17 protein-coding genes are annotated in these 12,763 nt (G+C 71.2%); 12 read left to right on the top strand and 5 right to left on the bottom strand.

Translation table 11 applies throughout. The features are described 5' to 3' along the window. Window positions 1-358 (top strand): aminotransferase class V-fold PLP-dependent enzyme (locus ACJ73U_RS37365; protein ID WP_407782487.1); only part of this gene is annotated, 358 nt, incomplete at its 5' end. On the opposite strand, the gene ACJ73U_RS37360 is transcribed toward ACJ73U_RS37365, so the two are convergent. Then, window positions 355-1,623 carry a M14 family metallopeptidase gene (locus ACJ73U_RS37360; protein WP_407782486.1) on the bottom strand — a complete coding sequence of 423 codons (1,269 nt, stop codon included), beginning with the start codon at window positions 1,621-1,623 and terminating at the stop codon, window positions 355-357. The genes ACJ73U_RS37365 and ACJ73U_RS37360 overlap by 4 nt on opposite strands. 189 nt (window positions 1,624-1,812) lie before the next feature. Between ACJ73U_RS37360 and hisD the strand changes: the two genes are divergently transcribed. Genes hisD through ACJ73U_RS37335 form a run of 5 tightly spaced genes read left to right on the top strand, consistent with a single transcriptional unit; the run spans window position 1,813 to window position 5,447 of the window. Beyond that, the gene (gene hisD / locus ACJ73U_RS37355; RefSeq protein WP_407782485.1) at window positions 1,813-3,135 is read left to right on the top strand and encodes a histidinol dehydrogenase; all 1,323 of its coding nucleotides are present in this window, start codon (window positions 1,813-1,815) and stop codon (window positions 3,133-3,135) included. Then, complete coding sequence (locus tag ACJ73U_RS37350) at window positions 3,132-4,262, top strand: histidinol-phosphate transaminase (RefSeq protein WP_407782484.1); 1,131 nt, start codon at window positions 3,132-3,134, stop codon at window positions 4,260-4,262. The genes hisD and ACJ73U_RS37350 overlap by 4 nt, the downstream gene beginning before the upstream one ends. Next, a complete protein-coding gene (gene hisB, locus ACJ73U_RS37345; protein WP_407782483.1) occupies window positions 4,259-4,858 on the top strand; it encodes an imidazoleglycerol-phosphate dehydratase HisB in 600 nt (199 codons plus the stop codon). The genes ACJ73U_RS37350 and hisB overlap by 4 nt, the downstream gene beginning before the upstream one ends. A gap of 11 nt (window positions 4,859-4,869) precedes the next feature. After that, on the top strand, window positions 4,870-5,028 hold the full coding sequence (locus ACJ73U_RS37340) for a hypothetical protein (protein WP_407782482.1): 159 nt from the start codon (window positions 4,870-4,872) through the stop codon (window positions 5,026-5,028). A 20-nt stretch (window positions 5,029-5,048) separates the two neighbouring features. Next, a complete protein-coding gene (locus ACJ73U_RS37335; protein WP_407782481.1) occupies window positions 5,049-5,447 on the top strand; it encodes a DUF1992 domain-containing protein in 399 nt (132 codons plus the stop codon). An 8-nt stretch (window positions 5,448-5,455) separates the two neighbouring features. Here ACJ73U_RS37335 and soxR read toward each other — a convergent pair whose 3' ends face one another. After that, window positions 5,456-5,917, bottom strand: a complete 462-nt coding sequence (gene soxR, locus ACJ73U_RS37330) for a redox-sensitive transcriptional activator SoxR (RefSeq protein WP_407782480.1) — start codon at window positions 5,915-5,917, stop codon at window positions 5,456-5,458. A gap of 78 nt (window positions 5,918-5,995) precedes the next feature. On the opposite strand from soxR, the gene ACJ73U_RS37325 reads away from it, so the two are divergent. From ACJ73U_RS37325 to priA, 6 genes are all read left to right on the top strand, one after another. Then, window positions 5,996-6,667: a thiamine pyrophosphate-dependent enzyme gene (locus tag ACJ73U_RS37325; RefSeq protein WP_407782479.1), complete on the top strand. Its 672-nt coding sequence runs from the start codon at window positions 5,996-5,998 to the stop codon at window positions 6,665-6,667. Then, the gene (locus ACJ73U_RS37320; RefSeq protein ID WP_407782478.1) at window positions 6,664-7,548 is read left to right on the top strand and encodes a transketolase family protein; all 885 of its coding nucleotides are present in this window, start codon (window positions 6,664-6,666) and stop codon (window positions 7,546-7,548) included. Before ACJ73U_RS37325 ends, ACJ73U_RS37320 begins: the two co-directional genes overlap by 4 nt. A 93-nt stretch (window positions 7,549-7,641) precedes the next feature. Continuing rightward, on the top strand, window positions 7,642-8,235 hold the full coding sequence (locus ACJ73U_RS37315) for a hypothetical protein (protein WP_407782477.1): 594 nt from the start codon (window positions 7,642-7,644) through the stop codon (window positions 8,233-8,235). Continuing rightward, window positions 8,210-8,851: a fibronectin type III domain-containing protein gene (locus tag ACJ73U_RS37310; RefSeq protein WP_407782476.1), complete on the top strand. Its 642-nt coding sequence runs from the start codon at window positions 8,210-8,212 to the stop codon at window positions 8,849-8,851. Before ACJ73U_RS37315 ends, ACJ73U_RS37310 begins: the two co-directional genes overlap by 26 nt. 46 nt (window positions 8,852-8,897) lie before the next feature. Further along, window positions 8,898-9,527 carry an imidazole glycerol phosphate synthase subunit HisH gene (gene hisH, locus ACJ73U_RS37305; protein ID WP_407782475.1) on the top strand — a complete coding sequence of 210 codons (630 nt, stop codon included), beginning with the start codon at window positions 8,898-8,900 and terminating at the stop codon, window positions 9,525-9,527. Between the two features lie 14 nt (window positions 9,528-9,541). Then, window positions 9,542-10,285, top strand: a complete 744-nt coding sequence (priA, locus tag ACJ73U_RS37300; protein WP_407782474.1) for a bifunctional 1-(5-phosphoribosyl)-5-((5-phosphoribosylamino)methylideneamino)imidazole-4-carboxamide isomerase/phosphoribosylanthranilate isomerase PriA — start codon at window positions 9,542-9,544, stop codon at window positions 10,283-10,285. Between the two features lie 9 nt (window positions 10,286-10,294). On the opposite strand, the gene ACJ73U_RS37295 is transcribed toward priA, so the two are convergent. From ACJ73U_RS37295 to ACJ73U_RS37285, 3 genes are all read right to left on the bottom strand, one after another. Further along, window positions 10,295-10,675 carry a PPOX class F420-dependent oxidoreductase gene (locus tag ACJ73U_RS37295; protein ID WP_407782473.1) on the bottom strand — a complete coding sequence of 127 codons (381 nt, stop codon included), beginning with the start codon at window positions 10,673-10,675 and terminating at the stop codon, window positions 10,295-10,297. Between the two features lie 160 nt (window positions 10,676-10,835). After that, window positions 10,836-11,570: an ABC transporter permease gene (locus ACJ73U_RS37290; RefSeq protein WP_407782472.1), complete on the bottom strand. Its 735-nt coding sequence runs from the start codon at window positions 11,568-11,570 to the stop codon at window positions 10,836-10,838. Next, window positions 11,567-12,292, bottom strand: coding sequence for an ABC transporter ATP-binding protein (locus tag ACJ73U_RS37285; RefSeq protein ID WP_407782471.1), 726 nt, complete (start codon window positions 12,290-12,292; stop codon window positions 11,567-11,569). Before ACJ73U_RS37285 ends, ACJ73U_RS37290 begins: the two co-directional genes overlap by 4 nt. Window positions 12,293-12,763: the final 471 nt, after the last annotated feature.

The raw sequence follows: 12,763 nt of genomic DNA, 5'->3' as shown, positions 1-12,763 counted from the left end.
CCTGATCGCGGCGTTCCGGTACGCGCTCGACCTGGGCATCGACGACATCGCCGCGGCGGTCGCGGACCGGGGCGAGCACCTGCGCGACGGCCTGGCGGAGGTCCCGGGCGTGACCGTGCACGACCTGGGCGCCCGGCGGTGCGGCCTGGTGACGTTCTCGGTGGCGGGCGTGCCGGCGGCGGAGGTCCGCGACCGCCTCCGCGAGAAGGGCGTCACGGTGACGGTGTCCGGCGTGACCTCGACCCAGTACGACATGACGCGACGAGGCCTGGACGAGATCGTCCGGGCCTCGCCGCACTACTTCGTGAGCCCCACCCAACTCGACGAGGCCGTCGCGGCCGTGGCGGAGCTGGGCTAACCGGCGTTGCGCAGCAGGATGTCGACCGCGCCGTCGTCGCGGGTGGTCTGTGGGGCGATGTCCTCGTCGGGCGGGTAGAAGCCGTCGATGCCGCCCTCCGACGGGTACATCTCGAAGCAGTAGGTCGGCACCTTGTGCGCCCCCCACATGTAGTCGTTCATGTCACCGTCGGTGATGTAGAGGGTCGAGGACTGCTCCGCCGTGTACCCGTTCGAGGCCGCCATCTGCTCGCCGATGGACTTGAGTCGGTCGTACTCCTCCTGGGTCATGCCGTCGGTCACCGTGTCGTGGGTGTGCCCGAACGGCCACAGCACCAGTTCCGCGAACGAGTGGAAGTCGATGTGCGCCTTCAGCTGCTGCACACCGCCGACCACGCGCGAGTCCGCGAACGCCTGCACGGCCCGCACCTCGGGCGCGGACGCCGCCGACGGGCCGCGGTAGTCCTCCGCGGCCGGTGACGTCGACGAGCCGTCGCAGCACCCCCACAGGTAGGAGAAGTTCCGGTTCAGGTCCGTGCCGACCGTCCCGTCCGGGTTCGGCTGCCGGTTCTTGCGCCAGCCCTGGTACTGCCCGCCCGAGATGTCGTAGACGGCCCCGTCCGGGTTGACTATCGGCACGACGTAGATCTCGCGGCTGTCGACGAGGTCGGTCACCGTCGGGTCGGACCCGTACCCGGAGGTGAACCGGTCGACGAGGTGCAGGCACATCTCCGCGGTGAGGTGCTCGCGGGCATGGATGTTGCAGGTGAACAGGACCTCGGGCTCGTCCTCGTCGGTCGCCGCGTCGTCGCTGATCTTGATGATCGGGATGTCGCGGCCCTCGTAGGACCGGCCGATGCTCGACAGCGCCGTGATGTCCGGGTGCGCGGCGGCGGTGGCCCGCAGCGTGGCCACCATCTCGTCGTAGGTGTGGTAGCCCTCGTCGCCGGCGGGGAAGTCCGCGCCGGCCGACCGGGACCCGCCGCCGCTGCGCTCGGCCAGCATGGCCCGCCAGTCCCCGCGCAGCGTGACCGCCAGGCCCGCGTCCCGGAGCCGGCCGGCCTGGGCCGGGCTCGCCACGACCTCGACGGTGTCGCCCCGCGCGCCGAGCACGTCCACCCCGCTGCGGGCGACGGACGTGCGTGCGGCCGCGGTGTCGGCGTGCACCTGGTAAAAGCCCTGGTCGGGCACGGTTGGTTGCTGCGCGGTCGCCGGCTGGCCGGCGACGAGTGCCAGGGCGGCGGCCATGCCTGTGGCCGCCGCGAGCACGCGACGCTTGGTGAGCATGTCGCCTCCCCGAAGGCTTGGTGGTGATGGTCCGAGCCTCTGCCGGGCCGCCGCGTCGCGACAACCCGTCATCGGTCGGGAACCGAGCGTCAGAATTGGATCACCAGACCAGCGGAGTGGGCCAGTCGGGGGCACGCGGCACCGCCTAGGCTGTCCTGTGTCGCTCCACGAACGCCTGAGAGGAATCCGATGCTGAGCCGCACCGACCTGCGTGGTCGAGTCCCGTCGCCGGCCGAGCTGCGCACGCTGCTGCCGCGTGCCGACGTGGACGTGGACGCGGTGCTGCATCAGGTCCGCCCGCTGGTCGACGACGTGCGGGAACGCGGCGTCGAGGCCGTGCTGGCGCTGTCCGAGCGGTTCGACGGCGTCCGCCCGGCGAAGGTCCGCGTGCCGCTGCGCGAGCTGACCTCGGGCCTCGCGTACCTCGAACGTCCCGTCCGGGAGGCGCTCGAGGAGACCGTCGACCGGGCCCGCCGCGTGCACGCCGACCAGCGGCGCACCGACGTGACCACCCAGGTCGTCCCCGGCGGCACCGTCACCGAGCGCTGGGTGCCGGTCCGCCGCGTCGGCCTGTACGCCCCCGGCGGGTTGGCGGTGTACCCGTCGAGCGTGGTGATGAACGTGGTGCCGGCGCAGGTCGCGGGCGTCGAGTCCCTCGTGGTCTGCTCGCCGCCGCAGGCCGAGTTCGGCGGGCTGCCGCACCCGACGGTCCTCGCCGCCGCCGAGCTGCTTGGCGTGACCGAGGTGTGGGCGGTCGGGGGAGCGCAGGCGGTCGCGCTCCTGGCCTACGGCGGCACGGACACCGACGGCACCCCCCTGGAGCCCGTCGACATGGTCACCGGCCCGGGGAACGTGTACCTGACCGCCGCCAAACGCCTGCTGCGCGGGCTGATCGGCATCGACTCGGAGGCCGGGCCGACCGAGATCGCGATCCTGGCCGACGACACCGCCGACCCGGTGCACGTGGCCGCCGACCTGATCAGCCAGGCCGAGCACGACACCCTCGCCGCGAGCGTGCTGGTCACGTCCTCGGTCGAGCTTGCGGACGCGGTCGACGCGGAGCTCGCCCGCCAGGTCAAGGCGACCAAGCACACCGACCGCGTCTCGACCGCCCTGCAGGGGCCGCAGTCCGGCTGTGTCCTGGTGTCCGACGTGGCCGCCGGCCTGTCCGTCGTGGACGCCTACGCGGCCGAGCACCTGGAGGTGCAAACCGCCGACGCCGCCGCGGTGGCGGCGCGGGTCCGCGCCGCCGGCGCGATCTTCGTCGGCCCGCACAGCCCGGTCTCGCTCGGTGACTACTGCGCGGGGTCCAACCACGTGCTGCCCACCGGCGGCTGCGCGCGGCACTCGTCGGGCCTGTCGGTGCAGACGTTCCTGCGCGGCATCCACGTCGTCGACTACTCGGCGGACGCGCTCCGGGAGGTCGCCGACAAGGTGGTCGCGCTGGCCAACGCCGAGGACCTGCCGGCGCACGGCCAGGCGGTCACGGCACGCTTCGGAGGTAGGGCGTGACTCCGGAACGAGGCTCGCGGAGTGACCGTGCCGTCGGTACCGAGGTCGCGTTGTCGGACCTGCCGCTGCGCGACGACCTGCGCGGCCGCTCACCCTACGGCGCGCCGCAGCTCGACGTCGAGGTCCGGCTCAACACCAACGAGAACCCGTACCCGCCGCCGCCCGCGCTGGTCGCCGACGTGACGCAGGCGGTCGCGGAGGCCGCCGCGTCCCTGCACCGCTACCCCGACCGGGACGCCGTGGCGCTGCGGACCGACCTCGCGGCGTACCTGTCGGCGTCGACCGGCGTGGCGCTGACGGTCGAGAACCTGTGGGCCGCCAACGGGTCCAACGAGATCCTGCAGCAGATCCTCCAGGCGTTCGGCGGTCCCGGCCGCACGGCGCTGGGCTTCGAGCCGTCGTACTCGATGCACCCGATCATCGCGGCCGGCACCCGCACGGAGTGGGCGCCGACGCCCCGCCGCGCGGACTTCACCCTCGACACCGCCGCGGCCGCCCGGGTGCTGGCCGACCGCCGTCCGGACGTCGTGTTCGTGACCAGCCCGAACAACCCGACGGGCGGCTCGATCCCGCTGCCCGAGCTGCGTGCCCTGATCGAGGCCGCCCCGGGCCTGATCGTCGTGGACGAGGCGTACGCGGAGTTCTCGTCGCAGCCCAGCGCGGTGTCGCTGCTGGCCGAGTACCCGGCGAAGCTGATCGTGTCGCGCACGATGAGCAAGGCGTTCGCGTTCGCCGGCGGCCGCCTCGGCTACCTGGCGGCCGCCCCGGCCGTGGTCGACGCGCTGCTGCTGGTGCGGTTGCCGTACCACCTGTCGGTGGTCACGCAGGCGGCGGCCCGGGCGGCGCTGAGGCACGCGGACGAGACGCTGGCGTCGGTGCACAAGCTGGCCGCGGAGCGCGAGCGGGTGATGGAGTCGTTGCGGGGCCTCGGTTTCGAGGTCGTACCGAGCGACGCCAACTTCGTCCTCTTCGGACAGTTCGCGGACGCGGCGGCTACCTGGCGGTCGTACCTGGACCACGGCGTCCTCATCCGGGACGTGGGCATCCCGGGACACCTGCGGGTGAGCATCGGCACACCGGTCGAGAACGACGCGTTCCTGGCCGCCAGTAAGGAGATCGTCAGGTGAACCGGATCGGTCGCGTCGAGCGGACGACCAAGGAGTCGTCGGTGGTCGTGGAGATCGACCTGGACGGCGCGGGCAAGGTGGACGTGTCCACCGGCGTGCCGTTCTACGACCACATGCTGACCGCGTTCGGCGCACACGGCATGTTCGACCTGACGGTGCAGGCGAAGGGCGACGTGGAGATCGACGCCCACCACACGGTCGAGGACGTGGCGATCGTGCTGGGCGAGGCCGTCGGCCAGGCCCTGGGCGACAAGCGCGGCATCCGCCGCTTCGGCGACGCGTGGATCCCGATGGACGAGACACTGGCCCACGCGGCGGTGGACGTGTCGGGCCGCCCGTACTGCGTCCTCACCGGCGAGCCGGAGATGATGACGGGTTTCGTGGTGGGCAACAACTACCCGACCGTGCTCAACCGGCACGTCTTCGAGTCCCTGGCCTTCCACGCCAGGATCGCCCTGCACGTGCGGGTGATCCACGGCCGCGACCCGCACCACATCACGGAGGCCCAGTACAAGGCGGTGGCGCGGGCCCTGCGTGCCGCGGCGGAGGCGGACCCGCGGCAACACGGCATCCCGAGCACGAAGGGCACCCTCTAGGCTTCCGCGACATGTCGAAGGAAGTCATCGTCATCGTCCTGCTCGCGGTAGCCGGGTTCCTCGCGGGCGGCGTCTACTCGACGTACCGGACCGCGAAGGTGCTCTCCGCGATCCTCGGCGTGTGCGCACTGGTGGCGGTGGGTGCCGCCGTCGCCTGGATGGTGTCCTGACCGGCAGGCATCATGGAGGCATGACCGACAAGAAACCAGCGGGAATGCCGGTCGAGCACTGGGTGGAGCACCAGATCCGCCAGGCCCAGGAACGCGGCGAGCTGGACGACCTCCCGGGCGCGGGCAAGCCGCTTCCCAAACGCCAGGGCGGCGCGGTGGAGTGGGTGGTGCAGAAACTCCGGGAGGAGAACCACGACACGTCGGCCCTGCTCCCACCGTCCCTGGCCATCCCGAAAGAGGTCGCCGCCCTCCCGGCGCGCCTGGCCGAGCTCCGCTCCGAACGAGAGGTCCGCGAGCTCGTCGAGGACCTCAACAAGCGCATCCTCGCCGTCCACCGCGGCCCCCAGGTGGGCCCGACCCTGCGCATGGGCCCGCTCGACGTGGACGAGATAGTCAACGACTGGCGGGCCTCCCGCTAGAGCCGCCCTCAGATGCCGCCCTCGGTGGCCGCCTTCAGCCGCGGCGCTCCAGGGCCGTAGGTCGCCAGCAGGTCGTCCTTGTTGATCAGGTGGCAGGACTTCAGCGACAGGCAACCGCAGCCGATGCACGCGGTCAGCCGGTCCCGCAGTCGTTGCATCGCGTCGATCCGGGCGTCCAGCTCACCTCGCCACACATGCGACAGTCGTGCCCAGTCGGACTTCGTCGGGGCGCGGCCCTCCGGGAGGGTGCCGAGCGCGTCGCGAATCTCCTCCAGGCTCAGGCCCACCCGCTGCGCCGTGCGGATGAACGCCAGCCGCCGCAGGACCGCCCGTGCGTATTTCCGCTGGTTACCGGCGGTGCGCTCGGACGTGATCAGCCCCCGCTCCTCGTAGAAGCGCAGCGCGGTGTGCGGCACACCGCTACGCCGCGAGACCTCGCCAATCGTCAGGTGATCGGGCAGCTTCGACACGCGCCCGACACTACCCGCGACCTCCACCATGGTCGAGGTACTTGACCTACAGCGCACTGGAGGTCGCATCCTCACCACATGAGCGCAACACTCGACCTCGCCGCGCTGTTCCAGCGCATGACCGGCGACGAGAAGCACGGATGGGCCGCGGCGTCCACACTGGACGTTCTCTGGGTGCTCTACGACCGCGTCCTGAACGTCGAACCCGCCACCGTCGGCCACCCCGACCGCGACCGCTTCCTGCTCTCCAAGGGCCACGGGCCGATGGCCTACTACGCGATCCTCGCGGCGAAGGGTTTCCTCGACCCGAAGCACCTCGACGACTGGACGACCTTCACCTCACCCCTCGGCCAGCACCCGGACCGCACGCTGGTCCCGGGCGTCGAGATCGGCAGCGGCTCACTCGGTCACGGCCTCGCGCTCGCCGTCGGCACCGCCCTCGGCCTGCGTGCCCAGAACCGCGTCGAGCCAAGGGTCTTCGTGCTCGTCGGGGACGGCGAGCTCGACGAGGGCAGCAACCACGAGGCCATCGCGCTCGCCGGCCGGCTGAACCTCCCCAACCTGACCGCGATCGCCGTCGACAACGGCTCCGCGAGCCACGGCTGGCCGGGCGGCATCGCCAGCCGCTTCACCGTCGAGGGCTGGCACGCGACCACAGTTGACGGTCGCGACCGCGACGCCCTGTACACCACGCTCACCGCCCGCCACGGCCGGCCGAACGCCGTGGTCGCGACGATCCGGAAGGCGTGAACAACGTGCGACAGACCTTTGTGGACACCATGAGCGCGGCACTCGACCACGACCCCCGGCTCGCGGTCGTCACCGCCGACATCTCCCGCGACGTCTTCGAGCCGGCCCGCGCCCGCCACCCGCACCGGGTGCTCAACGTCGGCATCCGCGAGCAGGCCATGGTCGGCGTCGCCGGCGGACTGGCGCTCACCGGCCTGCGACCCGTGGTGCACACCTATACCCCGTTCCTCGTCGAGCGCCCGTTCGAGCAGATCAAGCTCGACCTCGGCCACCAGGACGTCGGCGCGGTGCTGGTCAGCGTCGGCGGGTCCTACGACGACCCGGTGTGGGGCCGCACCCACCAGGGTCCCGGCGATGTCGCGCTGCTCGACACGCTGCCCGGCTGGACGGTGCACGTCCCCGGCCACCAGGACGAGGTCGCCGCACTGCTGCCGCCCGCGCTCGCCGGCGACGGGCGCGTCTACCTGCGGCTTTCCACCCGACAGAACGCCATGGCGCGCCCTGCCACCGGCCGGTTCACCCTCGTGCGCAAGGGTGCCCGCGCCACCGTGCTGGCCGTCGGACCCATGCTCGACAACGTCCTCGCCGCCACCGCCGACCTCGACGTGACCGTGCTCTACGCCTCGACCGTGCGGCCGTTCGACCACCGCGGGTTGCGGGCCGCCGGCCACACCGACGTCGTGCTCGTCGAGCCCTACCTGGCCGGCACCTCCGCGCACGAGGTCGCCACGGCCTTCGACGATGTCGCCCACCGGCTGCGTGCGTTGGGGGTGCGCCGGGACATCGAGGTCCGCGCGTACGGCACCGCCGGGGAGCACGACGTCGTCCACGGCCTCGACGTCGCCGGCATTGCGCACGCGGTACGCGAATTCATCCGATGACTGCGGAAGGCGGTCTAGACCACACGAAGATCTTGGCGTACCGTGTCGAGGTGACCACGGTTAGTTAACCTGCCTTCCTGATCGGGGTACACAATGACGCGTCACCTCATCACGGGCCTCGCGGCCGCCGCCGCGCTCACGCTCGCCTCGGCGCTACCCGCGGCCGCCGAGGTCGAGCCGGGCGGCTGGACCTCCTACTCGCCGAGCTTCACCGTCCAGGAGCGCGGCTGCGGCGACGTCAACAACCTGACGTTCATGCTGACCTGCTCGACCACCAGCGGGGACCAGCGCGCCGAGCGTCGCTACGCCACCTACTCCAGCGGCACGCGCCAGTTCGAGGGCTACTTCAGGATCACCAGCCAGACCGGCAGCCGCATCAGCCTCAAGCAGACCTTCCACGGTGACGAGGGTCCGTTCTTCCTGCTCGCCGTCGAGCGGGGCGGCCGGCTCTACGCAGTGGAAGACGGCCACACCGTCGCCTCGGGGGCGACCGTCGGCACCACCGTTCGCGTCAACACCGTGCACGTGGTAGGCGGCGAACATCGGACCTATATCAACGGCTCGCTCAAGCACACGGCCGACAGCGACTCCGGCGACTTCTACGACAAGTTCGGTGCCTACCGCACCAGCAGCGGCGCCGGACCGATCACGGTGGTGTGGAGTGGCATCAAGTTCTGGCGCAAGTAAGGCCCTGCTGGCGGTGTGCGTGGTGGCCGGTTGCACGCCGGCCGCCGCGCAGGGCATCCAGCTGTCGTGCGACCTGACCGGCGACGACGTCACCCTCACCTGGGCGGGCAACCGCGACGACGTCGTCGTCGAGTTCGCCACCGAACCGGACGGTCAGTACACGATCCTCGGCTTCGTACCCGCCTCCCGGCACCGGTACGTGCACCCGGACCTGATGCCGGCCACCACGTTCTACTACCGCCTTCGCCCGGTCGAGGGTCCCGCGTCCGATGACGCGACCGCGGTGCCGGCCGCCGACCGTGTCGAGGGAGAGGACTGGCTCGTGCCCCGCACGGTGCCCGACACCCGCGCCGCGCCCGAGCCCGGTGGACGGCCGACCAACCTCCGCGTCGAGTCCGTCACGACCGACGGACTGCGCCTGACCTGGACGGACAATTCCACCGACGAGGACGGGTTCCTCATCGAGCGCCAGGCCCGGACGGGCTTCGAGGTCGTGTTCGTCGTCGACCCGGACGTGAACTACGCGGGCCTGATCGCGTCCGCTGCCGACACCTATCGGGTGAGGGCGTACCACTACGGGCGAACGTCGAATGTCGTCTCGGAACGCACCCCGTAGGAGCGCGGCGCCCGCGCGGTGCGACCCGTGCGGCTAGCCTGGTGGGGTGGCACGAGTCGTCGTACTGGACTACGGATCTGGCAACCTGAGGTCGGCCGAGCGCGCGCTGCGGCGGGTCGGCGCGGACGTCGAGGTGACCGGCGACCGCCATGCCGCGCTGGAGTGCGACGGGCTGGTCGTGCCCGGCGTGGGTGCGTTCGCGGCCTGCATGGACGGCCTGCGCGGGGTCGCGGGCGACCGCGTCATCGGGCAGCGCCTGGCGGGCGGGCGACCGGTGCTGGGTGTGTGCGTCGGCATGCAGATCCTGTTCGAGCTGGGCATCGAGCACGGCGAGCGCACCGAGGGCTGCGGCCAGTGGCCGGGCACGGTGGAGCGGCTGGAGGCCGAGATCGTGCCGCACATGGGGTGGAACACGGTCCGCGCGCCGGCCGACTCGGTGCTGTTCGACGGGCTCGACGCGGACACCCGCTTCTACTTCGTGCACTCGTACGCGGTGCGGAAGTGGGAGCTGTCGGCGGAGCCGCCGATGCCCGCCCCGAAGGTGACCTGGGCGACGCACGGCGGCGACTTCGTGGCGGCGGCGGAGAACGGCCCGCTGTCGGCGACGCAGTTCCACCCGGAGAAGTCCGGCGACGCGGGCGCGCACCTGCTCACGAACTGGCTGAAGAACCTCTAGGTACGCTACGCGCTGTGACGTTCACCCTTCTCCCGGCGGTCGATGTCCGCGACGGCAAGGCCGTCCGCCTGTTCCAGGGCCGGTCCGGCACGGAAACGGGTTACGGCGAGCCCCTGGCGGCGGCGTTGGCCTGGCAGGAGGCGGGTGCGGAATGGGTGCACCTGGTCGATCTCGACGCGGCGTTCGGCACGGGCGACAACCGCGCGCTGCTGGCGGACATCGTGGCCCGCCTGGACATCTCCGTCGAGCTGACCGGCGGCATCCGCGACGACGCGTCGCTCTCCGCCGCCCTGGCCACGGGCTGCGCGCGGGTGAACCTGGGCACGGCGGCCGTCACGAACCCGTCCTGGTGCACGGACGTGATCGCCGCCCACGCCGACCGGGTCGCCGTGGGCCTGGATGTCCGCGCTGACGACAACGGCGGCTGGCGCGTCGCGACGAAGGGCTGGACCGAGGACGGCGGCGACCTGTGGACCGTGCTGGAGCGGCTGGAGCGGGACGGCTGCGCGCGCTACGTGGTCACGGACGTGAGCAAGGACGGCACGTTGAAGGGCCCGAACCTGTCGCTGCTGCGGGAGGTGTGCGAGCGGGCGAAGGCCCCGGTGGTGGCGTCGGGCGGAGTGTCCAGCCTGGACGACCTGCGTGCGCTGGCCGGCCTCGCGCCGCTGGGCGTGGAGGGCGCGATCATCGGCAAGGCCCTCTACGCGGGGGAGTTCACGCTGCCGGAGGCGCTGGCCGCGGTCACCGACCGACGCTGATCCCGCGCCTCACCGGTCGACGGTGATCGCGAGGCAGACCGTGCCGTGCCGACCGCGGAAGAGCTTGCTCGCCCCGATGGTGACCTGCCCGGCGATGCCGTACTTCTTCCTGAGCAGGCGCCGGCCGCGCTCGGTACCGGCGTCGTCGAGGATCCGGGCGCTGCCCTTGACGGTCTCGCCGCGCGGCCTGCCCCGCAGGTCGCATTCGGACAGTTCCACGGTCGGGTTGTTCCGCACCCGCTTGACCTTGCCGGCCGCGGCCTGGGTCCAGACGATCAGCTCGTCCCCGTCCCGGCCCACCCACACGGGGGTGGGGACGGGCGTCCCGTCCTTTCGGAACGTCGTGACCAGAAGGTAGCTACCGCGCCCGAGCCGCTCCACATCCGACATATCCGGAACGGTACCCGCCGGTAACTGTGATCGTTCTCAGCGCGACTTTCCGAGAGGAAGGTCCAGGTCTCGCCGCCAGGGTTCCGCGAGGGTTTTGGCCAGGGTTTTCGCTGGGGCGGCCGTCCGGTCGGGATCGCTGCCGTGTCGGGAGGTTGGGCGGTCACGGGGTGCGGCGCCGGAGGGTCGCGGCGCCGAGGATCAGTGCCAGCACGCCGCTACCAGCGACGATTACAAGATCGCGCGCGAACACCCCATCGAGTTCATTCGAACGTGTGACTGATTCGAGCGCGTCCACGGCATACGATAGAGGCATCACGTCCGACAGCCATTCCAGCACCGTGGTCATCGAGTTCCGCGATGCGAACAGACCGCAGAGGAGGATCTGAGGCATCACGATCGCCGGCATGAACTGCACCGCCTGGAACTCGGTGCGGGCGAACGCGCTGGCCAGTAGGCCGAGCGCGGTGCCGAGCAGGGCGTCCAGTACGGCGATCAGCATGAGCAGCCACACCGAACCGTCGATCTCCAACCCGAGCCACGTCAGCGATATCCCGGTCGCCACCAGGACCTGCACCACCGCGACGAGCCCGAACGCGATCGCGTAGCCGAACAGCAGGTCGAACTTGCCGATCGGCAGCGTCATCAGGCGTTCGAGCGTGGCTGTCGTGCGCTCGCGCAGCGTGGTGATCGACGTGACGATGAACATGATCGCGAACGGAAACACGGCGAGCAGTGCGGGGGCGGCCGCGCTGAACGCCCGCTCCGAGTTGAACACGTACCGAAGGAGGATCAGCAGCAACGACGGAACCAGAATCATCATCACGACAGTGCGGCGGTCGTGGCGCAGCTGGGTGAGGATGCGCCTGGCGGTGGCGAGCGCGAACGTCACGTTCATGCGGGTGTCTCCTGTTGGCGGACAAGCTTGAGAAAGGCCTGCTCGAGGTCATCGGCGTCGGTGGCCGTGCGCAGGGCGTCCGGGGTGTCGTCGGCGAGGATGTGGCCCTCGCGCATGAGCAGCAGGCGGTCGCAGCGAGCGGCCTCGTCCATGACGTGGCTGGACACCAACAACGTCACGCCCCGCGCGGCGAGCTTGTGGAACAGCGCCCACAACTCCTCGCGCAACACGGGGTCGAGCCCGACCGTGGGCTCGTCGAGCACGAGCAGCTCCGGCCGGCCGAGCAAGGCGACCGCGAGACTCGCCCTGTTGAGCTGCCCACCGGACAGGTCCCCGACGATGTGGTCCGCATGCGTGCCGAGCCCGACCTCGTCGATCACCCGGGCGACGTCGCCGGCCGGTGCTCGCACCACGGCGGCGAAGTAGCGCAGGGACTCGGTGACGGTGAGGTCGGCGTAGACGGACGGGTTCTGCGTTGCGTACCCGATCTTGTCGCGTAACCGCGGGCTGCCCGCCGGCTCCCCGAGCACGGTGACGGTTCCCGCCTCGACGATCTGCACCCCGACGACCGCCCGCATGAGCGTCGTCTTGCCACACCCGCTGGGCCCGAGCAACCCGGTGATGGACCCACGAGGCACGACAAGGCTGACGTCATGCAGAACGACGCGCCCACCCCGCCGCACCCGCAACCCGTCGACAACGACGGCATCAGAATTAGCCATGCGTTTAATTCTGCGCCTGTTGAACTCCCGTCGTCAACCAGTTCGCCGCACAACTGCCCTGTGGCCCTTCGCCGCCGGCCTTGCCCGGCGGAACAAGGCTGGTGGGCAGGGGTGGGCAGGGGGCAGGCAGGCAGGCAGGGGGAGGCAGGCAGGCAGGGGAGGGCAGGTGGGCAGGGGGAGGGCAGGTGGGAGGGGCTACCCGCCGGAAGCCAGGCCAGGGAAGCCAGGCTGGCGGAAGTCGGGCCGGTGGTGGGCAGGCCGGTGGTGGCAGGCCAGCGGAAGTGAGGCTGGTGGTGGGTCAGCGGAAGCCAGGCCAGGGGAAGCCACGCCAGGGGAAGCCACGCCAGGGAAAGTCGGGCCGGCGGTAAGCAGGCCGGCGGTGGGTAGGCACACAAGAAGCCGCATAACAACGAAGGTCGGCGGTGGTCCTCAGTGGCCGGCCGGGTGCGGCATGCCGATGGCTGCCGCACT

This window comes from Actinophytocola sp. (genome assembly GCF_045807065.1).
Lineage (GTDB): Bacteria > Actinomycetota > Actinomycetes > Mycobacteriales > Pseudonocardiaceae > Actinophytocola.
Note: the sequence above shows the minus strand (reverse complement) of the source record. Positions and strands in the feature narration are given on the sequence as shown.